29 protein-coding genes and 2 tRNA genes are annotated in these 26,545 nt (G+C 66.1%); 19 read left to right on the top strand and 12 right to left on the bottom strand.

Going from position 1 to position 26,545, the window contains the following annotated elements; all coding sequences use genetic code 11:
• Window positions 1-162: 162 nt before the first annotated feature.
• A tRNA-Ser gene (locus Q9Q95_RS14520) sits at window positions 163-253 on the bottom strand.
• Window positions 254-329: 76 nt separating this feature from the next.
• On the opposite strand from Q9Q95_RS14520, the gene Q9Q95_RS14525 reads away from it, so the two are divergent.
• A complete protein-coding gene (locus Q9Q95_RS14525; RefSeq protein ID WP_306097852.1) occupies window positions 330-1,205 on the top strand; it encodes a peptidylprolyl isomerase in 876 nt (291 codons plus the stop codon).
• 1 nt (window position 1,206) lies between these two features.
• On the opposite strand, the gene Q9Q95_RS14530 is transcribed toward Q9Q95_RS14525, so the two are convergent.
• The 4 genes from Q9Q95_RS14530 to Q9Q95_RS14545 are packed head-to-tail and all read right to left on the bottom strand — an operon-like array spanning window position 1,207 to window position 4,688.
• Window positions 1,207-1,800, bottom strand: a complete 594-nt coding sequence (locus tag Q9Q95_RS14530) for an ABC-type transport auxiliary lipoprotein family protein (protein WP_371876773.1) — start codon at window positions 1,798-1,800, stop codon at window positions 1,207-1,209.
• Window positions 1,801-1,805: 5 nt separating this feature from the next.
• A complete protein-coding gene (locus Q9Q95_RS14535; RefSeq protein ID WP_306097853.1) occupies window positions 1,806-2,768 on the bottom strand; it encodes an MlaD family protein in 963 nt (320 codons plus the stop codon).
• A 7-nt stretch (window positions 2,769-2,775) separates the two neighbouring features.
• On the bottom strand, window positions 2,776-3,582 hold the full coding sequence (locus tag Q9Q95_RS14540) for an ABC transporter ATP-binding protein (protein WP_371876775.1): 807 nt from the start codon (window positions 3,580-3,582) through the stop codon (window positions 2,776-2,778).
• Complete coding sequence (locus Q9Q95_RS14545; RefSeq protein ID WP_306097854.1) at window positions 3,579-4,688, bottom strand: ABC transporter permease; 1,110 nt, start codon at window positions 4,686-4,688, stop codon at window positions 3,579-3,581. The genes Q9Q95_RS14540 and Q9Q95_RS14545 overlap by 4 nt, the downstream gene beginning before the upstream one ends.
• A 76-nt stretch (window positions 4,689-4,764) precedes the next feature.
• Between Q9Q95_RS14545 and Q9Q95_RS14550 the strand changes: the two genes are divergently transcribed.
• The gene (locus Q9Q95_RS14550; RefSeq protein ID WP_306097855.1) at window positions 4,765-5,436 is read left to right on the top strand and encodes an HAD family phosphatase; all 672 of its coding nucleotides are present in this window, start codon (window positions 4,765-4,767) and stop codon (window positions 5,434-5,436) included.
• Between the two features lie 44 nt (window positions 5,437-5,480).
• The gene (locus Q9Q95_RS14555; protein ID WP_306097856.1) at window positions 5,481-5,951 is read left to right on the top strand and encodes a pyridoxamine 5'-phosphate oxidase family protein; all 471 of its coding nucleotides are present in this window, start codon (window positions 5,481-5,483) and stop codon (window positions 5,949-5,951) included.
• Here the strand turns inward: Q9Q95_RS14555 and Q9Q95_RS14560 are convergent.
• A complete protein-coding gene (locus tag Q9Q95_RS14560) occupies window positions 5,948-6,868 on the bottom strand; it encodes an ABC transporter ATP-binding protein (protein WP_306097857.1) in 921 nt (306 codons plus the stop codon). The two genes, Q9Q95_RS14555 and Q9Q95_RS14560, sit on opposite strands and share 4 nt — an antisense overlap.
• Before the next feature lie 163 nt (window positions 6,869-7,031).
• Here Q9Q95_RS14560 and Q9Q95_RS14565 point away from each other — a divergent pair, with 163 nt between their 5' ends.
• From Q9Q95_RS14565 to folP, 4 genes are all read left to right on the top strand, one after another.
• A complete protein-coding gene (locus tag Q9Q95_RS14565; RefSeq protein ID WP_306097858.1) occupies window positions 7,032-7,265 on the top strand; it encodes a zinc-finger domain-containing protein in 234 nt (77 codons plus the stop codon).
• 18 nt (window positions 7,266-7,283) lie between these two features.
• Window positions 7,284-8,708 carry a metalloprotease TldD gene (gene tldD, locus Q9Q95_RS14570; protein ID WP_306097859.1) on the top strand — a complete coding sequence of 475 codons (1,425 nt, stop codon included), beginning with the start codon at window positions 7,284-7,286 and terminating at the stop codon, window positions 8,706-8,708.
• 336 nt (window positions 8,709-9,044) lie between these two features.
• Window positions 9,045-10,172, top strand: a complete 1,128-nt coding sequence (locus Q9Q95_RS14575) for a site-specific DNA-methyltransferase (protein ID WP_306097860.1) — start codon at window positions 9,045-9,047, stop codon at window positions 10,170-10,172.
• A 116-nt stretch (window positions 10,173-10,288) separates the two neighbouring features.
• Window positions 10,289-11,389 carry a dihydropteroate synthase gene (folP, locus tag Q9Q95_RS14580; RefSeq protein WP_306097861.1) on the top strand — a complete coding sequence of 367 codons (1,101 nt, stop codon included), beginning with the start codon at window positions 10,289-10,291 and terminating at the stop codon, window positions 11,387-11,389.
• Here the strand turns inward: folP and Q9Q95_RS14585 are convergent.
• A complete protein-coding gene (locus tag Q9Q95_RS14585; protein WP_306097862.1) occupies window positions 11,386-12,141 on the bottom strand; it encodes an SDR family NAD(P)-dependent oxidoreductase in 756 nt (251 codons plus the stop codon). The two genes, folP and Q9Q95_RS14585, sit on opposite strands and share 4 nt — an antisense overlap.
• A 59-nt stretch (window positions 12,142-12,200) precedes the next feature.
• On the opposite strand from Q9Q95_RS14585, the gene Q9Q95_RS14590 reads away from it, so the two are divergent.
• Both Q9Q95_RS14590 and Q9Q95_RS14595 read left to right on the top strand, forming a co-directional pair.
• Window positions 12,201-12,758: a cytochrome b gene (locus tag Q9Q95_RS14590; protein ID WP_306097863.1), complete on the top strand. Its 558-nt coding sequence runs from the start codon at window positions 12,201-12,203 to the stop codon at window positions 12,756-12,758.
• A 66-nt stretch (window positions 12,759-12,824) separates the two neighbouring features.
• Window positions 12,825-14,267 carry a glycosyltransferase family 39 protein gene (locus Q9Q95_RS14595; RefSeq protein ID WP_306097864.1) on the top strand — a complete coding sequence of 481 codons (1,443 nt, stop codon included), beginning with the start codon at window positions 12,825-12,827 and terminating at the stop codon, window positions 14,265-14,267.
• Here Q9Q95_RS14595 and Q9Q95_RS14600 read toward each other — a convergent pair.
• Entirely contained in the window at window positions 14,264-15,691 is a 1,428-nt protein-coding gene (locus tag Q9Q95_RS14600) for a sigma-54 dependent transcriptional regulator (RefSeq protein ID WP_306097865.1), read from the bottom strand. The genes Q9Q95_RS14595 and Q9Q95_RS14600 overlap by 4 nt on opposite strands.
• A 163-nt stretch (window positions 15,692-15,854) precedes the next feature.
• Between Q9Q95_RS14600 and Q9Q95_RS14605 the strand changes: the two genes are divergently transcribed.
• From Q9Q95_RS14605 to Q9Q95_RS14635, 7 genes are all read left to right on the top strand, one after another.
• Window positions 15,855-15,992: an aa3-type cytochrome c oxidase subunit IV gene (locus tag Q9Q95_RS14605; protein WP_306097866.1), complete on the top strand. Its 138-nt coding sequence runs from the start codon at window positions 15,855-15,857 to the stop codon at window positions 15,990-15,992.
• A gap of 1 nt (window position 15,993) precedes the next feature.
• The gene (locus tag Q9Q95_RS14610; RefSeq protein WP_306097867.1) at window positions 15,994-17,115 is read left to right on the top strand and encodes a Re/Si-specific NAD(P)(+) transhydrogenase subunit alpha; all 1,122 of its coding nucleotides are present in this window, start codon (window positions 15,994-15,996) and stop codon (window positions 17,113-17,115) included.
• Window positions 17,116-17,216: 101 nt separating this feature from the next.
• Window positions 17,217-17,843 (top strand): endonuclease NucS domain-containing protein, encoded by a 627-nt coding sequence (locus Q9Q95_RS14615; RefSeq protein ID WP_306097868.1) that lies wholly within the window; start codon window positions 17,217-17,219, stop codon window positions 17,841-17,843.
• 3 nt (window positions 17,844-17,846) lie between these two features.
• On the top strand, window positions 17,847-18,128 hold the full coding sequence (locus Q9Q95_RS14620) for an NAD(P) transhydrogenase subunit alpha (RefSeq protein WP_025560861.1): 282 nt from the start codon (window positions 17,847-17,849) through the stop codon (window positions 18,126-18,128).
• Window position 18,129: 1 nt separating this feature from the next.
• Window positions 18,130-19,566 carry an NAD(P)(+) transhydrogenase (Re/Si-specific) subunit beta gene (locus Q9Q95_RS14625; RefSeq protein WP_306097869.1) on the top strand — a complete coding sequence of 479 codons (1,437 nt, stop codon included), beginning with the start codon at window positions 18,130-18,132 and terminating at the stop codon, window positions 19,564-19,566.
• A gap of 191 nt (window positions 19,567-19,757) precedes the next feature.
• Window positions 19,758-20,693: a winged helix DNA-binding protein gene (locus Q9Q95_RS14630; RefSeq protein WP_306097870.1), complete on the top strand. Its 936-nt coding sequence runs from the start codon at window positions 19,758-19,760 to the stop codon at window positions 20,691-20,693.
• A gap of 47 nt (window positions 20,694-20,740) precedes the next feature.
• A tRNA-Val gene (locus Q9Q95_RS14635) sits at window positions 20,741-20,816 on the top strand.
• Between the two features lie 18 nt (window positions 20,817-20,834).
• Here the strand turns inward: Q9Q95_RS14635 and Q9Q95_RS14640 are convergent.
• The gene (locus Q9Q95_RS14640; RefSeq protein ID WP_306097871.1) at window positions 20,835-21,185 is read right to left on the bottom strand and encodes a hypothetical protein; all 351 of its coding nucleotides are present in this window, start codon (window positions 21,183-21,185) and stop codon (window positions 20,835-20,837) included.
• A gap of 83 nt (window positions 21,186-21,268) precedes the next feature.
• Entirely contained in the window at window positions 21,269-21,832 is a 564-nt protein-coding gene (locus Q9Q95_RS14645) for a helix-turn-helix domain-containing protein (protein WP_306097872.1), read from the bottom strand.
• Window positions 21,833-21,920: 88 nt separating this feature from the next.
• Here Q9Q95_RS14645 and Q9Q95_RS14650 point away from each other — a divergent pair, with 88 nt between their 5' ends.
• Together Q9Q95_RS14650 and Q9Q95_RS14655 are read left to right on the top strand one after the other, a co-directional pair.
• Window positions 21,921-22,388 (top strand): DUF6456 domain-containing protein, encoded by a 468-nt coding sequence (locus tag Q9Q95_RS14650; protein ID WP_306097873.1) that lies wholly within the window; start codon window positions 21,921-21,923, stop codon window positions 22,386-22,388.
• A 96-nt stretch (window positions 22,389-22,484) separates the two neighbouring features.
• Window positions 22,485-22,814: a PilZ domain-containing protein gene (locus Q9Q95_RS14655; protein WP_306097874.1), complete on the top strand. Its 330-nt coding sequence runs from the start codon at window positions 22,485-22,487 to the stop codon at window positions 22,812-22,814.
• A 178-nt stretch (window positions 22,815-22,992) separates the two neighbouring features.
• Here Q9Q95_RS14655 and dapF read toward each other — a convergent pair whose 3' ends face one another.
• Together dapF and Q9Q95_RS14665 are read right to left on the bottom strand one after the other, a co-directional pair.
• Window positions 22,993-23,910: a diaminopimelate epimerase gene (gene dapF, locus Q9Q95_RS14660; protein WP_306097875.1), complete on the bottom strand. Its 918-nt coding sequence runs from the start codon at window positions 23,908-23,910 to the stop codon at window positions 22,993-22,995.
• A gap of 41 nt (window positions 23,911-23,951) precedes the next feature.
• Window positions 23,952-24,623, bottom strand: a complete 672-nt coding sequence (locus Q9Q95_RS14665; RefSeq protein WP_306097876.1) for a glutathione S-transferase family protein — start codon at window positions 24,621-24,623, stop codon at window positions 23,952-23,954.
• Window positions 24,624-24,724: 101 nt separating this feature from the next.
• Here Q9Q95_RS14665 and Q9Q95_RS14670 point away from each other — a divergent pair.
• Window positions 24,725-26,545: DUF2339 domain-containing protein (locus Q9Q95_RS14670; RefSeq protein WP_306097877.1), on the top strand; the 1,821-nt coding region annotated here is incomplete at its 3' end.

The raw sequence follows: 26,545 nt of genomic DNA on the forward strand, positions 1-26,545 counted from the left end.
CTCGTTTTCCGACCGCGCGTACCTCGTTTTCGCCCTTCCGATTCGTTGGATGGGCATGGACGGGCACGGACGGCCGAGGCCGAACCGGTCTGCTAAGCATCGATAATCAAGAGGAAAAAGTCGAGACCAGTGGTCTTTTGCGGACCCCTGTGGAATGGTCCGTGGCGGAGCGGGAGGGATTCGAACCCTCGATACGCTTTTGGCGTATACTCACTTTCCAGGCGAGCGCCTTCGACCACTCGGCCACCGCTCCGCATTACCCGGAAGGCGGCGCCCTAGCCCGTGCAGGCGGGCTAGGCAAGCATCGCGGCGCGTGCCAGTCTCGCACCATGCTCAAGTCCCTGCTCGCGCTCTCCGCACTCGCCGCCGCCGTTCCAACCCTCGCCCAGACAGCGCCCGCCGCACCGCCCGCCAGCGACGCCGCCGCGGCCGACTGGCAGCCGATCCCCGACAACGAGTTGCTGGTGATGACGCTTCGCGGCGGACATCAGGTCTTCATCCGGCTCGCGCCGCGCTATGCGCCGGCGCATGTCGCCAATATCCGCAAGCTCGCCGAGGCGCATTGGTGGGACGGCACCAGCGTCTATCGCGTCCAAGACAATTATGTCGCGCAATGGGGCGGTGGCGATGACAAGACTGCGCTGCCCCCCATGGTGATCGAGAATCCGCCTGCCGAATATGAATGGAGCCGCTACGACGGCGTTACCGGTTTCACGCGCACCGATCCCTATGCGGCGAAGACCGGACACAGCGCCGATGGCTGGCCGCTCGCCACCGACGGCAAGATCAGCTGGCTTACCCATTGCTATGGCATGGTCGGCGTGGCCCGCGACCTGGCGCCGAGCACCGGAAGCGGCGCTGAGCTCTACACGGTGATCGGCCACGCCCCGCGGCATCTCGACCGCAACATCGCATTGGTCGGCCGAGTGGTGGAAGGGATGCAATGGCTCTCCAGCCTGCCGCGTGGCGGGGGCAATCTCGGCGTCTACGAGAGTCCCGCCGAGCGCTTGCCGATCCTGTCGGCGCGGCTCGCAAGCCAGCTGCCCGAGGACGAGCGCCCGCATTTCCAGTATCGCGCCACCGACAATGAACGCTTCGCCGCGTGGCTCAAGGAACGCGAGAACCGGCAGCCGCCCTTCTTCACCGTTCCCGCGGGCGGTGCCGACATCTGCAACGCACAGGCCCCGATCCGCCGCGCGCCCTAAGCTATTTCCCGACCCACTCCGCGACTTGCCCGGCCACCTCGTTCGCTGCCTGGTTGAGCGCGGCGCCGACAGGGGCCGCCTCGATTTCGGTTACCGGCACGCGCGCCTCGAAGCGGCGCTTTTCGACCACCGTCTCCGGCCCGCGGACGAGTGCGGCGTCATAGGTCACCACGACCTCTTTGGTCTCTTCCTCCACCCCGAAGCGGCGCAGTTCGCCCATCAGATAGGCGCCGGGATCGGTGAGGGATTGGCGTGAGCTTAGCACCAGCCGTCCGGTCTTCGCGGTGATCGTGTCGCCGAGCAGCCGCTGGAGCAGCTGCGAGGGGCGCTCGACCCATTGCGCGTCCTTGACGAAGGCGATCGCGGTCCCGCCCGAATGCACCGGCACCCGCGACGAGGCTAGTTCCTGCGGCAGCGAAGGCACTGCGACGGTGATCGTCGCCGCGACATTCGAACGCTGCGATTCGCCGATCGGCAGGGTGGCCGTCGGCGTCAGCGTCAACAGCGATTTTGGCGGCTTGCCGCCGAACGAGATGCAGCCGCTCAAGGAGGCCAGCAGCGGCAGGGCCAGAAGCAAAGCGCGCTTGGTCATCATGGTCCTCACTTCTTTTTGTAGTCGGGCAGCTTGGGCGAGCCGACGAGGCTCGACGCGCCGCCCTGATCGAGCTTCTCCGCGACCGAGGCGAGGCTGGTCGACATCACCCGCAGATCCTGAACGAGCTGGCCGATCTCGGGGATCGTCTTCTTCGACAGCGCCTGCAGCCCCGGCCGCGCGTCGCCGATCGTCGCGTCGAGCGTCTCCATGCTCTTGCGCGCCGATCCGATCGTGCGGTTGAGATTGGCGATCGTCGGGCGGACGTCCTCGGCGATCACGCCGTTGGTCGTCGCGGCGAGCTTGCCGAGTTCCTCGGTCGCGCCTCCGAACTTTTGGATCGCGAGCCGCGTCTCGGCGAGGGTCGCGGCAATCTCCGGCCCGCGATCGGCGAGCGCGTCGGTAAGCCGATTGGTGTTGGCGAGGATGCCCGCAATCGAATTCTGATTCTTGTCGCCGAGCAGTTCGGAAAGGCGCTCGGTCAGCGTCGAGATGCGCTCGAGCAATTGCGGGGCCGAGCTGAGCAGCGCCCCGAGCCCGCCTTGCTTGGTCGGGATCACCGGTACGCCGAGCGGGCAGGCCGCGCGCGGATTCTGTTCGGGGCAGACGATCGGCGGCGCGCCTTTGACCGCGCCGTCGAGCTGCACCGTGCTCGGCCCGGTGAAGCTGCCCTGGATCGATGCGGTGGTGCCTTCGAGGATCGGCACGTCGTCATTGACGCTGATCCGCACGCGAACGAGGCTGGGATCGGGCTTCCAGAACGAGATTTCCTTGACCTGTCCCGAAGGCACGCCCGAAAAGCTCACTGCCGAGCCGGGATTGAGCCCGTCGACTGCCTGCTTGAAGAAGATGTCGTACTGGCGCTCGTTGCCGCCACCCAATCGCGCCAGCCAGACGATGAACAGGGCCAGCACTGCGAGCAGGATCAGCACCACCGCGCCGACGAGTACATGGTTCGATCGCGTTTCCATCAGAGCCTCATGTCCTCGCTTGCGCCCGTTCGGCGCTGGCGACCGCGGCGCGGCCGCGCGGTCCCTTGAAATATTCCTCGATCCACGGGTGATCCAGTGCGAGCAGTTCGTCGATCGTGCCGACCGCGATCACATGCTTGTCGGCGAGCACCGCGACCCGGTCGCAGATCGCGTACAGCGTATCCAGATCGTGGGTGATCAGGAACACGGTCAGCCCCAAGGTCTTCTGGAGCGACGCGGTCAGTTCGTCGAACGCCGCAGCCCCGATCGGATCGAGCCCCGCGGTCGGCTCGTCGAGGAACAGCAATTCCGGGTCGAGCGCCAGCGCGCGCGCAAGCCCGGCGCGTTTCTTCATGCCGCCCGAAAGCTCGGCCGGATATTTGGGGCCGGCATCGGGGGGTAGCCCGGTCATCACCACCTTGTATGCCGCGATCTCCTCGAGCAGCGCCTGATCGAGGCCGGGATAGAATTCCTTGATCGGAACCTGGACGTTCTCGGAAACGGTCAGGGTCGAGAACAGGGCGCCGCCCTGGAACAGCACGCCCCAGCGCTTGCGGATGTTGGTCGCCTCGGTTTCCTCGCGGCCGATCGTGTTCTCGCCGAACACTTCGATGCTGCCCTCGAGCGGAGTCTGCAGCCCGACGATCGAGCGCATCAGCACCGATTTGCCCGTGCCCGATCCGCCGACCACGCCGAGGATCTCGCCGCGGCGCACTTCGAGGTCGAGCCCCTCATGGACGATCTGCTCGCCGAAGCCGTTCTTGAGGCCGGCCACGCGGATGATCACGTCCTCCTGTTCGCGGCGCGCCATCATATCCAGCCCACTTCACTGAAGAAGACGGCGAAGAAGGCGTCGAGCACGATGACGAGGAAGATCGCCTGCACCACGGCGATCGTCGTGCGATTGCCCACTTGTTCGGCGTCGCCTTCGACCTGCATCCCCTGGAAGCAGCCCGAGATGGCGATGATCGCGCCGAACACCGGCGCCTTGACCAGTCCGACCCACAGATCGGTGAGCGGCACGACTTCGCGGATGCGCTGGATGAAGGTTACCGGCGGAATGTCGAGGCTGATCCAGCACAGCAGTCCGCCGCCCATGATCGCGACGAGCGATGCATAGAAGCCGAGCAACGGCATCATCAGCACCACTGCCAGCGTGCGCGGCACCACGAGCGCCTCCATCGGCGACACGCCGATCGTACGCATCGCGTCGATCTCTTCGGTGAGCTTCATCGTGCCCAGTTGCGCGGCGAAGGCCGAGCCCGAGCGGCCGGCGACCATGATCGCGGTCATCAGCACCCCGAGCTCGCGCAAGGTGATCCGCCCGACGAGGTTGATCGTATAGACCTCGGCGCCGAACTGGCGGAGCTGGACCGCACCCTGCTGCGCAATGACGATCCCGATCAGAAAGCTCATCAGGCCGATGATGCCCAGCGCCGAGACACCGACCACTTCGAAGCGATGGACGGTGGCGTTGAAGCGGAAGCGCCTGGGGTGGGTGAAGACGTTCCAGAAGGCGATCGTCGTCGCGCCCATGAAGCCCAGCAGGCCGTACAGCGTGTGACCCGCGACGAAGATCGCATCGCCGACTTCGCCCAGCATCCGCGTGAACGGATCGGCGGGCTTGCGCGGCAGCTCGATCGGATGCTCGGCCGCGGCGACCTGATCGAGCAGGTGCTGCTCGTCTTCCTCGAGGCCGTCGATAGTCGAGCCATGATCGCGGGCGAAGCGGTGAACCAGCCACGCGCCCACCGTATCGATCCGCTCGACTTCGCTCAGGTCGAGCCTGGCGACCGGCCCTTCGATCGCGTTGAGCCGCTCGGGCAGATCGCGCAGGCAGGCCAGCGACAAATTGCCGGTGAAGCGCAGCGTCGCGCCGTCGCCCGCATCGATTCGTTCGAAATCCGCGCTTCCCCTCATCGCCGTCTCCTTTCGGCGATTCGCGTTGGAACGGCAAGGATTTGCTCTGGCAAGCTGTGGAAGCCTAGATGCGCCAATGCAGCACCTGGCAATCTACGATATGGACAAGACGATCACTGCGGCGCCGACCTGGACGCGGTTCCTCGTGCATGCCGCGCGCATGCGGGCGCCATGGCGCCTCTCGCTGATGCCGGCCGTCGGGGTGGCGGGGCTCGGCTATCTCCTCAAATTGGTCGATCGGTCCGGGCTCAAGCAGGTCTCGCAGCGCCTGCTGCTCGGCCGCGCACTCACTGCCGCCGAACTCGAAGCCGTCGCCGAGCGCTTTGCCGACGCGGAACTCGACAAGGGGGTGCTCCACGGCGCGCGCACGCGGATCGAGAGCGATCGGGCAGCCGGCTATCGGCTGGTGATGGCCACCGCCTCGCACGGTTACTATGCCGCGGCGATCGCGCAGCGGCTCGGATTCGACGATGTGGTCGCCACGACGGCGAGACGCGATGGGCAAGGCCGTATTCTCTCCCTGATCGAGGGGGATAACTGTTACGGGCCCGTAAAGCTCCGCATGATCGAAAGCTGGATGCAGGGCGCGGGAGTCTCGCGGCGGGACGTGCATGTTCGCGCCTATTCCGATCATGTCTCCGACGCGCCGTTGCTCGAATGGGCGGACGAGCCGTTCGCGGTCAACGCACATGGTCCGCTCCGGAAGCTCGCCGATGCGCGCGGCTGGCCCCAGCTCGACTGGAGATAATCCAGATCAATTGCGTTCTGTCTCCTGCAACGAGGAGATGACGCGTGACCAAGACACTCGCCGAGCTGGCAGAGATCATCAAGCAAATCGACTTCGCGACGCTCTCCACCCATTCGGACGGCGGCACGATCGCCGGCCGGCCGATGAGCAACAACCGCGACGTCGAATATGACGGCGACAGCTGGTATTTCGCCTGCGAGGACACCCGCACGGTGCAAGACCTGCGCGCCGATCCGAAATGCGCGCTGAGCTTTCACGGCAAAAGCGGGCTGCTCGGCATGAAGCCGCTGTTCGTCCATATCGAGGGCGAGGCCGAGCTGATCGAGGACAAGGCGCAGTTCGAGGCGCATTGGACCAAGGACCTCGACATGTGGTTCGCGCAGGGCGTCGACACCCCGGGCCTCACGCTGATCAAGGTGCATGGCGTTCGCGCGCATTATTGGAACGGCGCGGATCAGGGCGAGTTCCTGCTGGAGAGCGCCACCGCCGATACGCGTGCTACCGCAACGGATTAGGCGCTGGCGCGGGTCAGATTGAGGAACACGTCCTCGAGATCGGCCTCGCGAGTCGAGACGTCGACGATGCCATAGCCGCCACCCTGCACCGCGCCGAGCACCTCACCGGCATTCGCCTGATCCTTGCGATAGGTGATCACCAAGGTCCGTTCGGCCCTCAACTCGATCTTCTGGAAGCAGGCATTCTCGGGCAGCACCGGCACGTCGCGGTCGACGGTGACTTCGACTACCTTCTCCTGCGCCATCCCGACCAGCTCGCGGGTCGGCTTGTTGGCGATGAGCTTGCCGTGATTGATGATCGCGATCCGGTCGCAGAGCTGCTCGGCTTCCTCGAGATAGTGCGTGGTCAGCACTACGGTCACGCCGCGCGCGTTCAGTTGCTTGACATATGCCCAGAGCTGCTGGCGCAGCTCGACGTCGACGCCCGCAGTGGGCTCGTCGAGCACGATGATCGGCGGCGAATGGACCATTGCCTTGGCGACCATCAGCCGGCGCTTCATGCCACCCGAAAGCGTGCGCGAATAGGCCTCTGCCTTGTCCTCGAGATGGACGGCACGGAGCAGCGCCATCGCGTCGAACTGGCCCTTGCCGACGCCATAGAGCCCCGCCTGGATCTCCAACGTTTCGCGCGGGGTGAAGAAGGGGTCGAAGGTGATCTCCTGGTTGACGATACCGATGCTGGCCTTGGCGTTGCGCGGATGCGCGTCGACGTCGAAGCCCCAGATCGATGCGCGGCCCTCGGTCTTGTTGACGAGGCCGGCGAGAATGTTGATCAGCGTCGACTTGCCCGCCCCATTGGGTCCGAGCAGCCCGAAGATCTGGCCGCGGGGAACGTCGAAGCTCACCCCGTCGAGCGCGCGCTTGCCGCCCGCATAGGTCTTGCAGAGATTGTCGATCTCGATCGCGGCCTGGGTCATGAGATGGCTCTAGGGCGGCGCGCGGCGCTCGCCAAGCGCTTAGCCAATTCCGTCCCTCGGCCAGGACCGGAATCTCGGGCGGGCGCGACGGCTCGAGATTCCGGTCTTCGCCGGGGGTGACGAAAGAATTGAAGGCCTCCTTCGCCCTTGCTATCGGCGACTCATGACCGCGCCTTTGCCCGAGACGATCCGCACTTCCCACGCCCGCGTCGCCTGTGACGGCAGCGGCCCCGGCGTACCCGCCGCATTGGGCCATCCGCGCGTCTTCCTGCAGATCGACGAGCACGGCTATGTCGATTGCGGCTATTGTGATCGCCGCTTCGTGCTGATCGGGGGACCCGCCGACGGCGCCGATCAGAGCCGGCTGCCCGATCACCCGGCTGGCGCGAGCGTCTAACCGTCCTATATCGGAGGCATGTCGATTCCCTCCGATCCCCGCGCTTTCCTCTATCGCGAGCTCGATCCCGAAACCGCCACCAGGCTGACCGCCGATGCGCTGGCGAACGCCGAGGATGGCGAACTCTATCTCCAATATCGCAAGACCGAGGCGTTCGGCTTCGACGACGGCCGGCTCAAGACCGCATCGTTCGATACCCAATCGGGTTTCGGGCTCCGCGCGGTTTCGGGCGAGACCACTGCCTTCGCGCATGCCAATGAGATCAGCCGCGCCGCGATTCGCCGCGCCGCCGAGACGATGGCGCTGATCGAACCGGGCAAGGCGGGCAAGGCAGCCGCGCCGCAGGGCAACAACCGCCATCTCTACACCGATAACGATCCGCTCGATCTCGTCCCTTTCGCCGACAAGGTGAATCTCTGCCAGACGATCGATGCCGCCGCCCGCGCGCGCGATCCGCGGGTGGTGCAGGTCTCGGTCGGGCTCACCGGATCGTGGGGGGTGGTCGAGATCGTTCGTCCCGACGGCTTCATCGCCACCGATGTCCGACCGCTCGTCCGCCTTAACGTCTCGATCGTGGTCGAGGCGAACGGTCGCCGCGAGACCGGCAGCTTCGGAACCGGCGGGCGTACGCTCTACGATCGGCTGTTCGAGCACGGAACGTGGAATCGTGCGATCGACGAGGCGTTGGCGCAGGCATTGGTCAATCTCGACGCAGTCGACGCCCCGGCAGGCGACATGACCGTTTTGTGCGGCCCGGGCTGGCCCGGCGTGCTGCTTCATGAGGCGGTCGGCCATGGGCTCGAAGGCGATTTCAATCGCAAGGGCACCAGCGCCTTTTCCGGCCGCATCGGCGAACGCGTCGCCGCGGCTGGCGTCACCGTGGTCGATGACGGCTCGATCATGGACCGCCGCGGCTCGCTGTCGATCGACGACGAAGGCACGCCGACGCGTGAGACCATCCTGATCGAGGATGGAATCCTCAAAGGCTATATGCAGGATCGCCTCAATGCGCGGCTGATGGGAGTCGAGCCCACCGGCAACGGCCGCCGCGAATCGTTCCAGCACGCGCCGATGCCGCGCATGACCAACACTTTCATGAAGGGCGGCAAGGACGATCCCGCCGAGCTGATGAGCCGCGTGAAAAAGGGCATCTATGCAAAGAGCTTCGGCGGCGGTCAGGTCGACATTGTCTCGGGCAAGTTCGTCTTCTCGTGCACCGAGGCGTATCGCATCGAGAACGGCAAGCTCGGCGCGCCGATCAAGGGCGCGACCCTGATCGGCGACGGCCCGTCGGTACTTACCCGCGTCACCGGGATCGGTAATGATTTCGCGCTCGACGAAGGCGTCGGCATGTGCGGAAAGGGCGGGCAGAGCGTCCCGGCCGGGGTCGGCCAGCCGAGCCTGCTGGTCGAAGGCCTGACGGTGGGCGGCACGGCAACCTGATCCGGCGCTCCCACCTCCGGATTCGTTCCTCCGTATCCGCGACGTCCATCGCGATCCCTGCAAAGGCGGGATCCAGATGTCGGAGCGATGCTGCTTCTGGCGCTGGATATTCGCCTTCGATGGGATGACGAAAATGCGCCCCGCCCGAAACTGAGTCTTTTGCGCCACACCACCAGCGCTTGCGCCTGTGGATAACTTCTTGACTCAACATCTGGGCGAGTGCCCAAATGTTCTGCCCCGTTAACGCTTTAGGAGGCATTTTCGTTAACCAATGTTTGCTTGACGGCGGACTCCGCGACCCGCGAATACGGGGGTTCGGGCAAGGGAGTTGAGTGCATGGGGGTGTTGGAAAAGGTCAGTGTGCGGAGCCGCACGGCTGCGGAATCGGTGCCGGTCCTGCCGCTCGACACCATCCTGCGCGGCGATTGCATCGAGGCGATGCGTGCGCTGCCGGCCAAGTCGATCGACATGATCTTCGCCGATCCGCCCTATAATCTCCAGCTTGGCGGCGACCTCAACCGCCCCGATGGCAGCCATGTCGACGCCGTCACCGACGAATGGGACAAGTTCGACAGCCTCGCCGCCTATGACAAGTTCACGCGCGAATGGCTGGCCGAAGCGCGGCGCATTCTCAAGGACGATGGCTCGATCTGGGTGATCGGCAGCTATCACAACATTTTCAAGGTCGGCAGCGCGATCCAGGATCTCGGCTTCTGGATCCTCAACGACATCATCTGGCGCAAGGCCAATCCGATGCCCAATTTCAAGGGCACGCGCTTCACCAATGCGCACGAGACGCTGATCTGGGCGTCCAAGGGCGAGAAGGCGCGCTACACCTTCAACTATCGCAGTATGAAGACGCTCAACGACGAGCTGCAGATGCGCAGCGACTGGGAATTCCCGATCTGCGGCGGACAGGAGCGGCTCAAGAAGGACGGCTACAAGGTCCACCCGACCCAGAAGCCGGAAGCTCTGCTCTACCGGATCCTTCTCGCCGCGACGAGGAAGGGCGATGTCGTCCTCGATCCGTTCTTCGGCACGGGCACCACCGGCGCAGTCGCCAAGCGCCTCGGCCGCCGCTGGATCGGCATCGATCGCGAAGGCATTTATGTCGAGGCGGCGCAGGCACGCATCGACGCGGCGCTGCCGCTCGACGAATCGGCGTTGACCACGATGCAGGCGCCCAAGGCGGCGCCTCGCGTCGCTTTCGGCCAGCTGGTCGAGAATGGCTATATCGCCCCCGGCACGGTGCTCACCGATTCGAAGCGGCGCCACCGCGCGGTGGTCGGTGCCGATGGCTCGCTCAAGTGCGGTGACGTCACGGGCTCCATCCACAAGCTCGGGGCGACGCTGCAGAACGCCCCGTCGTGCAATGGCTGGACGTGGTGGCATTTCGAGGATGAGGGCGCGCTCAAGCCGATCGACGCGCTCCGTCAGACCTGGCTGCTGGCGACGCAACCCTGAGCTTCCCCGTTCGTGCTGAACGCTTCGACGGGCTCAGGCAAGCCTTGTCGAAGCATCGTCTTTCGCTATCGAAGTAAGAGCCGCCCTTCGACAGGCTCGGGGCGAACGGAGGTGCTGTGACCTTTTCGCTGCCAGCGGATGCGCGGGTTTATCTGCGGCCGACCCAATTCATCGACACCCCCGTCGGTCACGATGACGGCAGCGTCGCGCGGCTCGCCGGCGGGCTGTGCTGGTTTTCGGCGTATGAACTGATCGCAGTCGAGGGCGACAAGCGCACGCTTCAGCGCACCGTCGCGGTCGCCGATCTTCCGGACGATGAACGGGCGCAGGCGATCGCCGCGCGCATCGCGGCGCCACGCGCATCGCTCGCGCTGGGCGAGCGTGTGGTTCGGCTCGACCAGCCGCAGGCTATGGCTATCCTCAACCTCACGCCCGACAGCTTCTCCGACGGCGGCAGGCATGTCGGCGATCCGGTCGCTGCGGCGCAGGCCGGAGTCGATATGACCGTCGCCGGAGCGGCGATAGTCGATGTCGGCGGTGAATCGACCCGGCCGGGCGCGGCGACAGTCTGGGAAGGCGACGAGATCGAGCGCGTCGTTCCGGTGATCGAGCGGCTGGCGCGCAGCGGTGCGGCGGTCTCGATCGACACGCGCAAGGCCGCAGTGATGGAGGCTGCGCTCGGCGCCGGCGCGCATATTGTCAACGACGTCTCAGCCTTGCTTTACGACGATCGCGCACTCGACGTGACGGCGGCGGCGGGTTGCCCGATAGTGCTGATGCATTCGCCCGATCCCGCCAAAACGGGTCATGAGGGCGGCAATTATGGCGATGCGCTGATCGAGGTCTATGACTGGCTCGAGCGGCGGGTCGACGAAGTCGTGGCGAAAGGCATCGATCGCGCGCGCATCCTGATCGATCCGGGCATCGGTTTCGGCAAGTCGCTCGCCGACAATCTCGCGCTCCTCAATGGCCTTGCGTTGTTCCACGGCATCGGCTGCGGCATCGTGCTCGGCGCCAGCCGCAAGCGGATGATCGGCGCGCTCTCCAACGAGGCGCCGGCCGAGGCACGGCTCGGCGGATCGCTCGCGGTCGCGCTCAAGGGGGCCGAGCTGGGGGCGCAACTGATCCGCGTCCACGACGTGTTCGAGACTGCGCAGGCGCTGCGCGTGTGGCGCGGCATGCGCGACGCGGCGCTGGTGTCGCGCCTACCTGGCTAGAGCGTGTAGCCGCCGTCGCTGATCAAGGTCGCGCCGGTGACGAGCGCGCTCTGATCGGAGAGCAGGAAGCCGATCTGCCCGGCAATCTCCTCGGGTTTGGCATAGCGGCCGAGCGGGGTCGCCATTGCGGCCATCTCGGCAAAGGCGGCGTCGCGGCCGATCTCGGCGGCGCGTTCGGCGAACATCGGGATCGCGTCCCATACCGGCGTCTCGACGCCCGCAGGCGCGATGGCGTTGACTCGAATGCCGTGCGGCGCGCCTTCTTTGGCGGCGACCTTGGCGAGGTGGATCAGTGCCGCCTTGGACGCGCCATACGCCGCGACGCCGGCCTCGGCCTTCACGCCGGCTGCCGATGCGGTGAGCACGATGCTGCCGCCACGCCCTTTCATCGCGCGCATCGCAGCGCGCAGGGTAAGAAAGGCACCGTCGAGATTGACCGAGAGGATGTGGCGCCACGCATCGAACGACATGTCGGCGATCGCTCCCGCGCTGGCGACCCCGGCGTTGATCACGGCGTGGTCGAGCGCTCCAAGTTCAGGCTCGACTGCGTCCCATAGCGGTTCCTCGCGGACGTCGCCGCACACCAAAGTGGTGTCGCAGGGAAGCGTCAGGCGTTCGAGTGCCTCGCGGTCGCGATCCATGAGAATCAGCCGCTTCGCGCCCTCTGCGGAAAGCCGTTCGGCCACCGCGAGGCCGATGCCCGAGGCTGCCCCGGTGACGAGGATCGTTCGCCTGGCAAAATTGTTCTGCATGCCAATGCCCTAGCGCGGGCTCGACGATCGGGCCAGTGCAGTGCGAAGGGAGGTATGCCATGCGCGAATCCGAAAGCCGCTATTCCAACCTCTCGATCCTGCTCCACTGGACGATCGCCGCGTTGCTGATCGCCAATGTGCTGGTCGGCGGCTGGATGGAGGACGCCGAGGGCCCCGACAAACTCGGCTGGTTCGCGACGCACAAGTCGCTGGGGATTACCATCTTCGTGCTCACGCTGGTGCGGCTCGGTTGGCGGATCACGCATCCGTGGCCGGTGCTGCCCCCGCACATGGCCGGTTGGGAACGGCTGCTCGCCCGCGGCACGCATATCCTCTTTTATCTCGCGCTGCTCGCGATCCCGCTGCTCGGCTGGGCGGCGGCATCGGCGGGCGGGGCGCCGACGACCGACTGGTTCGGGCTGTTCCCGATCGGCAACTTGCCGTTGCCGCGCTCGGAGAATCTCGGTGACGCGCTGGGCGGTGCGCACAAGCTGTTGGTCAAGGCGGCCTATGTGCTGATCGGGCTGCATGTGCTGGGCGCGATCAAGCACCAGTTTCTCAACCGCGACGGCGTGCTCCATCGGATGCTGCCGATCATCCCTACGCCGCGCGACTGACTGTGCGCCGCGCTTGACGCTGGCCCAGCCTGCCGCGACACAGACCGGGCGAAGGGGGAGGGCAGTTTGAGCGAGCGCGCGACGAAGGCGGACTGGCTGGTCGTGCCGATCCTGCTATGCGCCGCGGCGCTGCGGCTCGCCACCTCGGGTTATTCCTTGTGGTTCGACGAGATCGCCGCGGTCCGGTTTGCGCAGCAGCCGCTGGCGTCGTTGTGGAGCGACTGGATGGCGCGCGAGGCCAATCCGCCGCTTTACTACACGTTGCTGAAGGGCTGGATGGCCGTGTTCGGCGAAAGCGACTTCGCGGTGCAGTCGCTTTCGGTGCTGATCGGCACTGCGGGGATCGGCGCAGCGTGGTGGCTGGCGCGGCGGATCGGCGGTAGCAGCGCGGGGTTGTTCGCGGCTCTGCTGCTGACGGTTTCGGCGGCGCATCTCGACTTCTCGCAAGAGGTGCGCGGCTATATCCTCGCCCATACGGCCGCGCTGTTCGGTTGTGCCGCGATGGCGGTGTATCTCGAACGTTCGCGGCTCGCGCCCTTGCTGGGTTATGCCATCGCTGCGTTGGTCGCGCTCTATGCGCATACGACGATGGTGGTGTTCGTCGCGCTTGCCAACCTCGCAATGCTCGCGCTTCTCCGCCGGGACCGTGCCGCGCTGCTGCGCTGGCTGGCCGCCAATTTCGGGATCGGTTTGCTGTGGAGTTGGTGGGCGTGGATCAGCCTTGGTCAGGCCGGCGCATCCGCCTCGACCTTCGGCTGGATCCCGCGGCCGGGCATGGCCGAGGCGTTGGAGATGACCGGCCTGGTCTATCTGCCGCTTTATATCGCCGGCGAGAGCGTCGCGCTGTTGCCGGTGCTGGCGCTGCTATGGCTCGGCGGATGTCTGTGGTTCGCCGCGCGCGATCGACGGGCGGTGGTGGTGCTGCTCGCGATACTCGCGATCGGTGCGCCGCTGCTGCTCTGGGCGCTGAGCCAGAGGCTGCCGATCTTCCTGCCGCGCACCCTGTTCTGGGCGGCGGGGCCGATGGTGGTTTTAGTCGCGATAGCGTTGATGCGCGTGGCTTCGATGCCGGTCCGCATCGCTTTGCTCGGGCTGTTGCTCGCGCTCGAGGCGGGGGCGTTGCTGCGCTGGCTGCCGATGCGCGAGACCGAAGCCTGGCCGCAGGCGATCGCCGCGGCGACGCGCGTCGACCCCCACGCGGTGCTGCTGGTGCAGGGCGACGCGATGGGCGTCGCGGCGCGCCACTATCTCGACCGGACCGGCAGCAGCTTGCGGCTGCTGGTCGTCGCGCCCGAAGCGGCGAGCGACCGTTGGGCCGATGGTCTCGCAGGTGCGCCGCATGTCGATGCCGGAGCGGCGCGCGCGGTGCTGGTGCGCGAGGGCCATGTCTTCACGCTCGCGCGCGGCGATTATGACCCGGGCCGGTTGCTGGGTCCTGTCGGAATCGAGCGGCCCCTGCCGGACGCACGCAAGCGCCAGCCTGAACTCAGCCTCTGGCGTTCGCGCTAGGCCGCGCTTTGATCGATGCCGAGTTCGCCGAGCTTGCGATAGAGAGTCGAGCGGCCGATCCCGAGGCGCCGTGCGACTTCGGTCATCCGGCCGCGATAATGGCCGATCGCGAGGCGAATGACGTCGGCCTCGATCTCGTCGAGCGCCCGCAGATTGCCGTCTGGACGGAACAATGTGACGCCGGCATTGCCCGAACCATGCTGCTGCGGCGCGCTGCCGGCTGGCCGGCCCGCGGCGAGCTGGGCGATTTGCGGGAAGTCGGCGCGCGTCAGTCCGTCGCCCTCGCAGAGCACCGCGGCGCGGAACAGGGCGTTCTGGAGCTGGCGGACATTGCCCGGCCAATCATAGCTGCCGAGCATTGCCAGCGCGTCGTCGGTGATGCCGAGCGGCCGGAGGCCGGGCTGCTCGGCGACCCGCGCGAGCAAGTGGCGGGCGAGCGCGGGGATATCGCCGGCGCGCTCGCGCAGCGGCGGGATCGTCACCTGCACCACGTTGAGACGATAATAAAGGTCTTCGCGGAAACGGCCGGCTTCCACTTCGGCGAGCAGGCTCTTGTTGGTCGCGGCGATCACGCGGACATCGACTTCGCGAGGGTGGCGCGCGCCGAGCGGCTGGATCTCGCCGGTCTGGAGCACGCGGAGCAGTTTGACCTGCGCGTCGAGCGGCATCTCGCCGACCTCGTCGAGGAACAGGGTGCCGCCATCGGCGTCCTGGAAGCGGCCGATCTTGCGCTCGAACGCGCCGGTGAAGGCGCCCTTCTCGTGCCCGAACAACTCCGATTCGACGAGATTGGCGGGGATCGCGCCGCAATTGACCGCGATCGCCGGCTTGCGGCTTCGCGGAGAGGCGGCGTGGATCGCCTCGGCGACGACTTCCTTGCCGACTCCGCTCTCGCCCTCGATCAGCACCGGAACGCGGGCGCGAGCGGCCTTGGCGGCGATCGCCAGCGCGGCGCGGAATTGCGGGGCGCTGCCGACGATCTCGTCGAAAGCGAGGCTGACCGACAGCTTCTCGGTGAGCGGGCGGAGCTCGCCCGCGGCCAAGCCCCCGGCCGCTACCTCAAGTGCGGCGAGCAGGCGTTCGGAGGCGATCGGCTTGACGAGGAAGTCGGTAGCGCCGGCGCGCATCGCGCTGACGGCAGCGGCGGCCGAGCTGTTGGCGGTGAGCACGAGGATCGGCAGCTGCGGCCGGCGCTCGCGCAATTCGCCGATCAAGGCGGCGGCGTCGGCATCCGACGCGGCGTGATCGAGGATGATCGCATCGAGCGCCATGCCGTCCGGCGTGCCGAGCATCGCAATCGACGTCTCGAAATCGCCTGCGAAGACCGTACGCCAGCCGCGGCGCGCGGCGATGGCCGCGACGAGGCGGCGCTGGGCCGGCTCGTCGTCGATCAACATCAGGAGGCGCTGCCCGTTGCGCGTCATCCGTAGTGTCCCCACTGTCCCAATTCAGGTCGTATCCCATAATCTACATCGGTAAAGGCCCGCTTAAGCCTCGGCACAGAGGATGTTTGCAGTGGCGGGGTTGAGGCGGGGCGGCACGGCGGTTAAGGTTCGGACAAAAGTGGCGTAGAGGGGATTCAGACGCATGGCCGATACGGGCGAAAACAGCACCGAAGTTCAGGTGCACGCCGAAACCTATAGCGGCTTCACCAAGCTCATGCTGTGGGGAACGATCGCGTCGGCCGCCGTGGGCGCCTTCGTCGTCTTCATGATCGCCAGTTGAGGTGAGGATCGCGGTGCTCAAGGAGGCAGCCGCGGGCGAGCGGCGCGTCTCCGCGACTCCCGAGACCGTCAAGAAGTTCATCGGTCTGGGCGCCACTGTCGCGGTCGAGGCCGGAGCAGGCGAGACGGCGTCGATTGCCGACCAAGGCTATGTCGATGCTGGCGCGACGCTCGGCGGCCGCGCCGAGACCCTCGCCGATGCAGATATCGTGCTTGGCGTCCAGGGACCCGATCCCGACCAGCTGCCTGGTCTGAAACAGGGTGCGTGGATCGTTGCGGGGCTAAACCCTTTCGCCGAGCGTGGACGAGTCGATCGTTACGCAGAACTAGGCGCCGAAGCATTGGCGATGGAGTTCATGCCGCGCATCACCCGCGCGCAATCGATGGACATCCTCTCCTCACAGTCGAACCTCGCCGGTTACAAGGCGGTGCTCGATGCGGCTGCCGAATATGGCCGTGCCTTTCCGATGATGATGACCGCGGCGGGTACCGTCTCGGCAGCCAAGGTGTTCGTGATGGGCGTCGGCGTGGCCGGCTTGCAGGCGATCGCCACCGCACGGCGACTGGGCGCGCAGGTCTCGGCGACCGACGTGCGCGCGGCGACGAAGGAGCAGATCCAGTCGCTAGGCGCCAAGCCGATCTTCGTCGAGAATGTGAAGGGCATCGAGGGCGAGGGCACCGGAGGCTACGCCACCGAGATGTCCGACGAATATAAGGCTGCGCAGGCCGAACTGGTCTCGAGCCACATCGCAAAGCAGGACATCGTCATCACCACCGCGCTGATCCCGGGGCGCCCGGCACCGCGACTGATCAGCGACGCGCAGATCGCCAGCATGAAGCCGGGCAGCGTCATCGTCGATCTCGCGGTCGAGGCGGGCGGCAATGTCGAAGGCGCGGTGGCGGGCGAAGTGGTGACGATCCATGGCGTCAAGATCGTCGGCCATCGCAATGTACCGTCGCGGCTGGCGGCGGACAGCTCGGCGCTGTTCGCGCGCAACCTGTTCAACTTCCTCTCGGCCTTCTGGGACAAGGAAGCCGGCAAGCCGGTGCTCGACGAGGAAATCGGCAATGCGATCCGCCTGACGCAGGACGGCAAGGTGGTGCACGAGAGGTTGCTCGGGTGAAGGTTGAGGCGTTCAAGTCTTGGATGACGCCACGATATTCGAAGAACAGTGTCAATCTTCGGTATTCTAACGCCAAGCGCGTCGAAGAAGCATATGGAGACTTGGACGCTCTCTATGATGCCGATCAATTGGCTGGCGTAATCGAAGCATTGCAATATTCTCTGGGCGATGAGAAAGCTGGCCGTCCCAATCCCACCAAGTTGCGCATCGACGGAAACCCTTACAACGTCCTCAATAATTTCAAAACGGGTGTCCGAACCTACAGAGAATTTCGTGATAGTGGCGGCGAGAGCGAGGTGGCCAACGACGCGGCAATAGAACTTGCCGGTGAAGCGTTACGAGAAAAGCGGGAAGGAAGGCAGTTCGAACTGGAGCGGCATCTTCAGGAAAGCCTGCGCGGTGCCATCGAACAGCTCGAGCCAGGCCTCGTCATCGTCGATGACGGCGTAGAGCGTGCAGTGGATTCCGGCTTCATCGACATTCTCGCTGTCGACCAGGCGGGCGCGCTGGTGGTGATCGAGCTCAAGGCGGGGATAGCCAAACGAGAGGCACTCGGACAAATTCTAGGTTATATGGGCGACCTCAAGATGGAGGAGCCGGAGTCTGCAGTTCGCGGGATCTTGGTCGCTGCGGCCTTCGATAAGAGTTGTAAAAGCGCGAGGGTTGTCACGCCCTCTATCCAATTGCGCGAGTATCGCTTTGTCTTTGATTTTGTCGCGCCGGAGTAATCCATGGACTTCATCTCGATCCTGTCGATTTTCGTGCTGGCCTGTTTCGTCGGCTATTATGTCGTCTGGTCGGTCACCCCGGCGCTGCACACGCCGCTGATGGCGGTGACCAATGCGATCTCGTCGGTGATCATCGTCGGCGCGCTGATCGCGTCGATGGCGGCGGGGGCGGAGATCGCCAAATGGCTTGGGCTGGTCGCGGTCGCATTCGCCAGCGTCAACATTTTCGGCGGGTTCGCGGTGACCGAGCGCATGCTCGCGATGTACAAGAAGAAGGAGCGCTGAGATGCACGAAGCCGCTCCGGTAAATCCCTGGGTCGCGCTCGCTTATCTGGTCGCGGGCGTCTGCTTCATCCTCGCGCTGCGCGGACTCTCGAGCCCCGCGACCAGCCGTCGCGGCAACCGGCTCGGCATGATCGGCATGGCGATCGCGGTGATCACCACCTTGGTGACGCACGAGATCGCCAGCCCGATCGAGCTGGGCGCGGCAATCGCGATCGGCGGTGCAATTGGTTTCGTCACTGCGCGGCGGATCGCGATGACGGCGATGCCCCAGCTGGTCGCGGCGTTCCACAGCCTTGTCGGCATGGCGGCAGTGCTCGTCGCCGCGGCGGCCTTCCTCAATCCGCAAGCGTTCGGGATCGGCGAGCTGATCGTCCCGATGATCGGGCAGCCCTGGGTGAGCATTCATCAGGTCAGTCGTGTCGAGATGGGCCTCGGCGTCGCGATCGGCGCGATCACTTTCTCGGGATCGGTGATCGCCTTCCTCAAGTTGAACGGCAATATGAGCGGCAAGCCGATCCTGCTGCCCGGCCGTCACGTCATCAATCTGGGGCTGCTCGCCGGGATCCTCGGCCTGATCGCCTATTTCGTCACCGATCAGTCGCCTTGGGTGTTCTGGACCGTCACCGGGCTCAGCTTCGTGATCGGCTTCCTGTTGATCGTGCCGATCGGCGGCGCCGACATGCCGGTCGTCGTCTCGATGCTCAACTCCTATTCGGGCTGGGCAGCTGCGGCGATGGGGTTCACGCTCCACAACACTGCGATGATCGTCACCGGCGCATTGGTCGGCAGCTCGGGCGCGATCCTCAGCTATATCATGTGCCGTGCGATGAACCGTAGCTTCATCAGCGTGATCGCGGGCGGGTTCGGCGGCGACAGTGGTGCCGGTGCGGCCGCGGCGGCGACCGACCGTCCGTGGAAGCGCGGCTCCGCCGAGGACGCCGCTTTCCTGATGAGCCAGGCCGAGCAGGTCATCATCGTCCCCGGCTACGGCATGGCGGTCGCGCAGGCGCAGCATGCGCTCAGGGAAATGGGCGACAAGCTCAAAGAGCATGGCGTTCGTGTGAAATATGCGATCCACCCGGTCGCGGGGCGTATGCCCGGGCACATGAATGTGCTGCTCGCCGAGGCGAACGTGCCCTATGACGAGGTGTTCGAGCTCGAGGACATCAATTCCGAGTTTGCCCAGACCGACGTTGCCTTCGTCATCGGCGCCAACGATGTGACCAACCCCGCCGCCAAGACCGACAAGTCGTCGCCGATCTACGGCATGCCGGTGCTCGACGTCGAAAAAGCCAAGACGGTGCTGTTCATCAAGCGCTCGATGGGCGGAGTCGGTTATGCCGGTGTAGACAATGAGCTGTTTTATCGCGACAATACCATGATGCTTCTGGCTGACGCCAAGAAGATGGTGGAAGAAATCGTTAAGTCGCTCGACTAACTCTCGATCGACGGGGGAATTTCTACAGATATAGCCTCGCGTTCGATCCGGAACGGACGCTTGATCGACCAACCTGCCGTGCGGATCGCCTCATAACCTCCAAAACGGAGGAAATCGGACTCAACCGTTCCAGGGCCATGCGGCATCTCCGGAACAGAAGACGAACCTGAGGCAGGATGGCGAGATTGACGATGTTCCACGAAAGCTCGGGCGAAGGCTATGCCACCACCGCGCCGGTCGCGCTGGTCGTCGCGGACAGCGTCGAGGCTGCGGCGGAGGCGCTCGAAGCCCTGGATCTCGCGGGGTGCAAAGGCCGCAAGCCGATATCCTTCGCCGAAGCCTCGGCCGATCCGGGCAACTTCGACGGCCTCGATCTGATCCTCGTCGAGACCGCGGCGGCGCCCGAGGCGCTGCTCGAAATCGTGCTGGCGCGGGTCGATACGGTAGCGCGCGAACGCGCGCTCGGCATCGTCGCGACGGTGCTCCCCGAGCAGATCGACGTGGCGGCCGCCCAATTGCTCGGCTCGCGCAGCCAGATCCTTTGCAACCCCGTTCGGGCCGAACGAATCAGTGCGATCGCCGGAGCCAAATGGCACCCGCGCGCGGTGATGGACGACGTCAACCGCGATGCCGAGTCGGTCCGCCTGCGTCGCCTGAGCGAGGAAGTGGCGCGGATCGCCGAGACGTTGGCAAGGCTGACCCGCAGCGAGGATGCCGAGCCGCGATCCGTGCGCGATCGGGGCAGCGGGTATCGCGGACCGGACACCGGTCCGCCGGTGGAGATCAGCGCAGCTGAGATTCGCGCGGTGATCCGCGCGAGGCGGATGCGAGCGCAATTCTTCGCCGACGAGCTGTTCGCCGATCCTGCATGGGACATGCTGCTCGATCTGTTCGCGGCGCAGCTCGAACGGCGTCAGGTGTCGGTATCGAGCCTGTGCATCGCCGCAGCGGTGCCGCCCACCACGGCGCTCCGCTGGATCGGGACCTTGCACGAGGCCGGGCTGTTCGAGCGGCAGGCCGATCCGACCGATCGACGACGGGCCTATATCGGGTTGAGCGCCAAGGGGCTCGAGGGCATGCGAAGCTATGCGAGCGCCGTAAAGCGCGCCGGACTGCAGCTGGTGTGAAACCGGGCCTTGCCCCCGCGCGCTGCTTTTGGCATCGCGGGAGGCAAGGGCGCTTAGCTCAGTTGGTAGAGCATCTCGTTTACACCGAGAGGGTCGGCGGTTCGAGCCCGTCAGCGCCCACCATCCCTTGCCTGAACCGCGTCAACTGGCCTTGAAGGTCGGCGTGCCGTTGGCGTAGTTGACCGTCACATAGGCGTTGTCGCAGACGTTGATCGCGCTCCATACCGCCGAAGTGCCGTCGTCGAACGTCGCCTTCAGATCGTATCGGCAGCCGCTGCCTTTGTCGAAATGAACGGTCATCTTGCCGTTGGGCTTGACCGATTTGGCCTCTTTGGTGAGTTCAGTGTCGATCTTGTTCGCCACCCAGGTGCCGGCGCCGCCCGGCGATATTTCGACCGTCTTGATCGTCTTGCCTGTGTTGTTGACGAGGATGAAATCCCAGTCCTCGGCCATCGCCGGCGCGGCGAGCGTCAGCACGGCGGCGATCGCCATTGCGCTTCTTATCATCGCAGTCCCCTCCTGCATTGCCCTTTTCTGCGCGCAGATTGCGCCTCTGCGCGGCGGTCGGCAAGGGGCTAGAGTGGCCGGACCAGCCGCATGGCGCAGGCGATCCAGGGCGGGTCGCTCACCACTTGCTGGCGGGCTCCGGCGCCGAGCGGCAGCAGATGCAGCTTGTCGCCGTCGCGCCCGATCAGGCGGCCGAACAGGAACCGCCCCGCAGGCCGAGGCACGAGCACATCGCGATTGAGCGCGCCGGCATAGGCCTCTGGAGCGAGTCGACTGCACCAGATTTCGTCGCCCGCGCGATAATCGCCGATCCCGCCACCCACGGTCACCGCGATCATCTCCGGCTCGGCACGCGGCGGGACCACCGAAGCCGGACGGCGTGGCGCCTGCGCGCCGCTGCCGTCGAGGATTGCCGCGACGGCGATTTCCGGCCGATCGGGCAAGCGGACCAGATCCGATGCGTCGACGCCGAGCGCGGCGGCGATACGGTTCAGCCAGCCGACCGATACCGTGCGGGTGCCCGTTTCGAGGCGCCCGATCGTCTGCGCCGTAGTAGGCGGCTCACAGCGCTGCGCGACTTCGTCGAGCGTGAGGCCCTTGGCGCGCCGAACCTCGCGGATGGCAGTGATCATCGACGACTCCTAACCCATCTGGTTTTTCTCTTTCCTACAGAAGGGACTCTATGGCAAGTGAGTCGAATCGGAACAAAAGGAGATCATCATGCGTGAACTTGTCGAGCGAAGGGTCGATAGCTTCGGCCCGTGCGGTAAAGCGGTACGGGGCCAGCGAAGCGTGACCGTCAATCTCGCCGAATCGCCGCTGGGCTGGTTGCGCGCGCGGGGACTTGTCGACGCGCGCCAATTCGAGGCGGGCGAGCGGCTGCGGGCCGATTACGAAAGAGCCTTGTTGGGGCCGAGCGTAACGATGCGCTGGGACGCCAGCCCGCGCGTGCCCGGCGGGGGGACGCAAGCCGATGACCCGACGGTGGCGCAGATCGCCGCCAAACGGCGCTTCGACGCCGCGGTGGCGGCAGTGGGGCAGGGGCTCTCGGACGTGCTTTGGCGGGTGGTCTGTGCAGGAGAGGGGCTGGCGACGGCCGAAAAGGCGCTGGGCTGGCCGAGCCGTGCCGGCAAGTTGGTGCTCGGCATCGCGCTCGATCGGCTGGCCGATCACTATCGCCTTGCCTGACCCGGGAAAAACAAGGCTAAGCCATCGCTAATCCTCATTGTTGCGGAACAGCCGACTCACCCGTGCGATTCCATCGTACAATGTTCCGGGGGCGATATGCGTACCAGCGACAAGGACGGCGCGCATATGCGCACGGCGCCGCGCATCAAGGTCTTTCAAGCCGGGGAGATGCGGTGCGGTTCGGGTGAGCCCAGGCGGGTCCATATGCTCAACATCTCGAGGGGCGGTGCGCTGCTTTACGCCGAAAGCGTGCCGATGGTCGGAGAGCAGGTGCGTCTGGCATGTGGTATTCGGCTGGGGACAGCCCGTGTTCAATGGAGCGCGGGCCAGCGTTTTGGCGTGGCGTTCACGCGCCCGATCAGTCCAGCGCAGATAGCGGCGGTCGTCGGCGAGCCGGAAGAGCCGGTCGAGGTGGCCAAGCGCTGAATTTCATCGCGCCGGCGGCGCAAATGACGGTTGCCCGCCACAGTGTAGTGCTCTCGTACGGCGCGCCCGCGGAACCCGCCATTGCCTGGATGCCATGCCGCAGATCAATATGCGAACGGCTCGCCCGGCAAGATCGACGCGCGTCGCCGGGTAAATTACGCGTCCCTGCGAGACGAGTTCAGCCGAGTGCCGCCACGGCCGCGTTCCAGGCGCCGGCCTCGTCCTCGCGTAGAGCATTAATCGCCGGGGCTTCGATCCTTCCTGTGGCGAGGTCGATCTCGATGTCGGCGTCGTAGAGGAACGTGGCGTTGCCGCTGATCGTTACGATCCGGTCGGCGCCCGCCCGCCCGCGGACCAGCCCGCCTTTATTGAACACGCGCACCACGGTGCCCAGCGGTACGCGTCCGGTGAGCCCGGCGGACAGCACCGATGCCGCCATCGCGCTGCCGCAGCTGTCGGTGAGCCCGACGCCGCGCTCGAAGGTGCGCACGAACAGGTCGCCCCCGCGCAACTCGACGAACGAGACGTTCGCCCGGCCGGGAATCAGCGCCGGTCCCGCCTCGCAATATTCGCCCAGCGCCACCAACTCGGCTTCGTCCACGGCATCGACGAACGCCACGAGATGCGGATTGGGCATTGCCACCGCAGTGAAGCCGCGGTCGCTCGGCAGTTCGGACAGCGCCCCCTTGAGGCCGATGTCGGCCAACTCGGTCGAGGCAGGCCCGACGATAGTGCGGATCGTCACGACTCCCGGCGCAAGCGTCGCCTCGCGCGCGACCTGGGCCGAACTGGTCTTGAGCTTGACCCGTGCCGCATCCATGCCGAGCGCCTCGAAACCGGCGCGTGCGACACAGCGCAATCCGTTGAGGCAAGTCTCGGCTTCGGATCCGTCCGAATTGAACATCCGCATCCCGAAGGCGTGTTCGTCGTCGCCGGCGACGAGCAGCAACAGTCCGTCGCCGCCGACGGGCCCGTTGCGATCGGCAAGCGCGCGCGCCACCCGCGCCCAATCCCGATCGTCCAGTTTGATCGCGCGCGCGTCGATCAGGGGAAAGTCGTTCCCCGAGCCATGACATTTGGTAAAGGCGAACCGCATGCCGCCCATCTAGGACGGGACATCCGGCTTGGCTACTCGCCTCAGGCTGCCTGCTGCGCAGTCACCGGTCCGCCCATCGCCGTCACCACCGCCTGATCCTTGGCGAGGATCGACGCGAAGCTCGGGCGCGCCAGCATCGCCTCGACATAAGCGGCGGTGCGCGGATGGCGCGCGGCGTTGGCCGCCACGCCGATGCAGCCCAGCGTCGCGAAGGGGCTAGCCACCGCTATATCCGCGAGCGTCAGCCGATCCTCGACGAGAAAGCCGCTCGCCGGTATGACGTTCTCAAGATAGTCGCAGAGCGGCGGCAGCAAGTCGCGCTCGGCGAGGTCCGCGGCCTCATGATCACATTCCTGCTTGAGCACGCGCGGCCGCACGAAGCGATTGCCGAAGATCGCAGCACCCGCGGCCATCATCATCGTGTCGGCCATCTCGTCATACCAGATCGTCCGCGCGCGCGCGCGGGGCTCGAGCGGGATCAGATTGGGCTCGGGATATTTGGCCTCGAGATAGGCGACGATCGCGGACGAATCCGAGATCAGGAAATCCTCATCCTTGAAGCCGGGCATCTTGCCGAAGGGGCTGGCGGCCTGAAAATCCGGGCCGCCGCGGCCCATGCCCGCAGGCTGCAGTTCCAGGTCCAGCCCTTTTTCCGCCCCGAACACCATGCATTTGCGCACATAAGGCGACAGCGTCGAACCAAACACGATCATCGGATATTCCCCTCCATCATGCCGCAAAACCTGGCACTCCGGACCCTTGGAACACCGTGTTTGCCACGACAGCGCGAATCCGCTGTGCCAAGGAGAAGCCAGTGAACGCATTCACGCTCTTGCTTGCCCTTGGTGTCGGCGCGGCCTTCTTCGTGGTCCTGCGTCGCCTCGCCGTTGTGGAACAGGAGTTGCGTCGCGTCGAGTCACTCGTCGCAGGGCTGGAGGAGCGCGCGTCCCGTTTTGTCGCAGCGCCCGCGCCTTCCGTCGCCGGCGTAACGTCCGAACCCGTGGCCCCGCCCGAGCGCGAGGTCGAGCGCGCGACCGAACAAGTCATTGCAGACGAGCAACCTCCGACGCCAAAGGCGGTCCGCGGGCCGACGCCCGCCACGCGGAGCGCTCCGCCGCCACTCAACCTCGAATCGCTGATCGGTGGCCGGCTGCCGATCTGGATCGGCGGTGCGGCGCTGGTCCTCGCCGGGTTCTTCCTCGTGCGCTATTCGATCGAGAGCGGCTTGCTCGGCCCGGCGGTACGCACGCTGCTCGCGGCCTTGTTCGGGGCCGCGCTGATCGCCGCGAGCGAGGCCGCGCGGCGCTTTCCCGCCACGGCCGAGGATCCGCGCGTCGCGCAGGTGCTCGCCGGCGCCGGCGTGGCCAGCCTTTACGGTACGCTCTATATGGCGGCGGCGCTCTATCATTTGATTTCGCCGCTCACGGCTTTTGTCGCGGTAGTGATCGTCACTGCGGCGGCGATGGGACTGGCGTTGCGCCACGGCCCGCCGACCGCGGTGATGGCGCTGATCGGCGGCTTCATCGCGCCGTTGGTGGCCGGGTTCGATGCGGCGGGCATCGGGCCGCTGCTCGTCTATCTCGCATTGTTCATTGCGGCCTTGTTCGGACTGGCGATTCATCGCGGCTGGGGCTGGCTCGCGCTCGCCGCCAGCATTGCCGGGTTCGGCTGGATCAACTTCCTGATCGCGGCGCTGCCGGGACGCAGCCAGGATCTGTCGGCGGTCGGTGCCTTCGCCATGCTGCTGGCGGTCTGTGCCAGCGCGGCGCTGCCGGCCACCGGCACGCATAATCGCTGGCTGCGGCTCGCCCCGCTCGTCGCTGGCTTCGTCCAGCTGCTCGCGCTCGCGCCGTCGCTCGACTTCGGCGCGCAGGCGTGGAGCTTCTATCTCGTCCTGGCTGCCGCTTCGCTGTTCCTGGCATGGCGCAACGCGATCTATCTCCCCGCTGCGCTGGCCGCGCTGGGCTTCCTGCTGGTGTTCGAAGCGCTTGCGCTGATCCAGCCGGAGCGCAACACGACGCCGCTCGCCGCCTTGGCCGCTGCCTTGTTGTTCGCCGTCCCTGGCCAATTGTTCGCAGGCCGAAGCCGCGGCTGGGCGGCGCTCGCGCTCGGTGGCTCCGCCGGGCCGCTGCTCGTCGCGCACGCGTGTGCACCCTCATTGCTCGCGCCGGCAGCCTGGGGCGCGATCGAACTACTCGCCGCAGGGTTTTGCGCGCAGCTGGCGTGGCGGCTCAAGAGCGACGCGAACGATCCCGCTCTGGTCGCTTCCAGCCTTGTCACCGGCCTCCTCGTTGCGCTCGGCCTCGCTCAGTTCCTCCCCGGCGTCTGGCTCGGCCTGCCGCTCGCATTGGTGGTGCTCGGCCTTGCCGGCTGGGCGCGCGTCGCCCGCGCGCCGGCCTTGTTCGTGCTGCCTGCCCTGCCTTATGTCGCTGCGCTGCTCGCCGCCGCCATCCCGCTGATCGGGCTAGCCCAAATGGTCGGCACCGCTTTATCGGGCGATCGGCTGCCTTATCTGCTGATCCCGCCCTTGCCCGATCTGTTCCGTGCCCTCGCGCTGCCCAGCTTTGCGTTGCTCGGCATTCTGCTCGATCCGCGCCAGCTGGGCCGCGCGCGGCGGTTGATCGGCAGCATCGCG

This window comes from Sphingomonas sp. DG1-23 (assembly GCF_030730875.1).
In the GTDB taxonomy this organism is placed as follows: domain Bacteria; phylum Pseudomonadota; class Alphaproteobacteria; order Sphingomonadales; family Sphingomonadaceae; genus Sphingomonas.

Excerpts from the sequence above, each read along its gene's own strand:
- Q9Q95_RS14560 (WP_306097857.1), bottom strand. The coding sequence starts at position 6,868 with ATGACCCAGGCCGCGATCGAGATCGACAATCTCTGCAAGACCTATGCG.
- Q9Q95_RS14620 (WP_025560861.1), top strand. The coding sequence starts at position 17,847 with ATGGACTTCATCTCGATCCTGTCGATTTTCGTGCTGGCCTGTTTCGTC.
- tldD (WP_306097859.1), top strand. The coding sequence starts at position 7,284 with ATGTCGATTCCCTCCGATCCCCGCGCTTTCCTCTATCGCGAGCTCGAT.
- Q9Q95_RS14630 (WP_306097870.1), top strand. The coding sequence starts at position 19,758 with ATGTTCCACGAAAGCTCGGGCGAAGGCTATGCCACCACCGCGCCGGTC.
- Q9Q95_RS14540 (WP_371876775.1), bottom strand. The coding sequence starts at position 3,582 with ATGATGGCGCGCCGCGAACAGGAGGACGTGATCATCCGCGTGGCCGGC.
- Q9Q95_RS14650 (WP_306097873.1), top strand. The coding sequence starts at position 21,921 with ATGCGTGAACTTGTCGAGCGAAGGGTCGATAGCTTCGGCCCGTGCGGT.
- Q9Q95_RS14525 (WP_306097852.1), top strand. The coding sequence starts at position 330 with ATGCTCAAGTCCCTGCTCGCGCTCTCCGCACTCGCCGCCGCCGTTCCA.
- Q9Q95_RS14655 (WP_306097874.1), top strand. The coding sequence starts at position 22,485 with ATGCGTACCAGCGACAAGGACGGCGCGCATATGCGCACGGCGCCGCGC.
- dapF (WP_306097875.1), bottom strand. The coding sequence starts at position 23,910 with ATGCGGTTCGCCTTTACCAAATGTCATGGCTCGGGGAACGACTTTCCC.
- Q9Q95_RS14550 (WP_306097855.1), top strand. The coding sequence starts at position 4,765 with ATGCAGCACCTGGCAATCTACGATATGGACAAGACGATCACTGCGGCG.
- Q9Q95_RS14590 (WP_306097863.1), top strand. The coding sequence starts at position 12,201 with ATGCGCGAATCCGAAAGCCGCTATTCCAACCTCTCGATCCTGCTCCAC.
- Q9Q95_RS14645 (WP_306097872.1), bottom strand. The coding sequence starts at position 21,832 with ATGATCACTGCCATCCGCGAGGTTCGGCGCGCCAAGGGCCTCACGCTC.
- Q9Q95_RS14605 (WP_306097866.1), top strand. The coding sequence starts at position 15,855 with ATGGCCGATACGGGCGAAAACAGCACCGAAGTTCAGGTGCACGCCGAA.
- Q9Q95_RS14600 (WP_306097865.1), bottom strand. The coding sequence starts at position 15,691 with ATGACGCGCAACGGGCAGCGCCTCCTGATGTTGATCGACGACGAGCCG.
- Q9Q95_RS14640 (WP_306097871.1), bottom strand. The coding sequence starts at position 21,185 with ATGGCGATCGCCGCCGTGCTGACGCTCGCCGCGCCGGCGATGGCCGAG.
- Q9Q95_RS14545 (WP_306097854.1), bottom strand. The coding sequence starts at position 4,688 with ATGAGGGGAAGCGCGGATTTCGAACGAATCGATGCGGGCGACGGCGCG.
- Q9Q95_RS14530 (WP_371876773.1), bottom strand. The coding sequence starts at position 1,800 with ATGATGACCAAGCGCGCTTTGCTTCTGGCCCTGCCGCTGCTGGCCTCC.
- Q9Q95_RS14665 (WP_306097876.1), bottom strand. The coding sequence starts at position 24,623 with ATGATCGTGTTTGGTTCGACGCTGTCGCCTTATGTGCGCAAATGCATG.
- Q9Q95_RS14535 (WP_306097853.1), bottom strand. The coding sequence starts at position 2,768 with ATGGAAACGCGATCGAACCATGTACTCGTCGGCGCGGTGGTGCTGATC.
- Q9Q95_RS14575 (WP_306097860.1), top strand. The coding sequence starts at position 9,045 with ATGGGGGTGTTGGAAAAGGTCAGTGTGCGGAGCCGCACGGCTGCGGAA.
- Q9Q95_RS14625 (WP_306097869.1), top strand. The coding sequence starts at position 18,130 with ATGCACGAAGCCGCTCCGGTAAATCCCTGGGTCGCGCTCGCTTATCTG.
- Q9Q95_RS14565 (WP_306097858.1), top strand. The coding sequence starts at position 7,032 with ATGACCGCGCCTTTGCCCGAGACGATCCGCACTTCCCACGCCCGCGTC.
- Q9Q95_RS14585 (WP_306097862.1), bottom strand. The coding sequence starts at position 12,141 with ATGCAGAACAATTTTGCCAGGCGAACGATCCTCGTCACCGGGGCAGCC.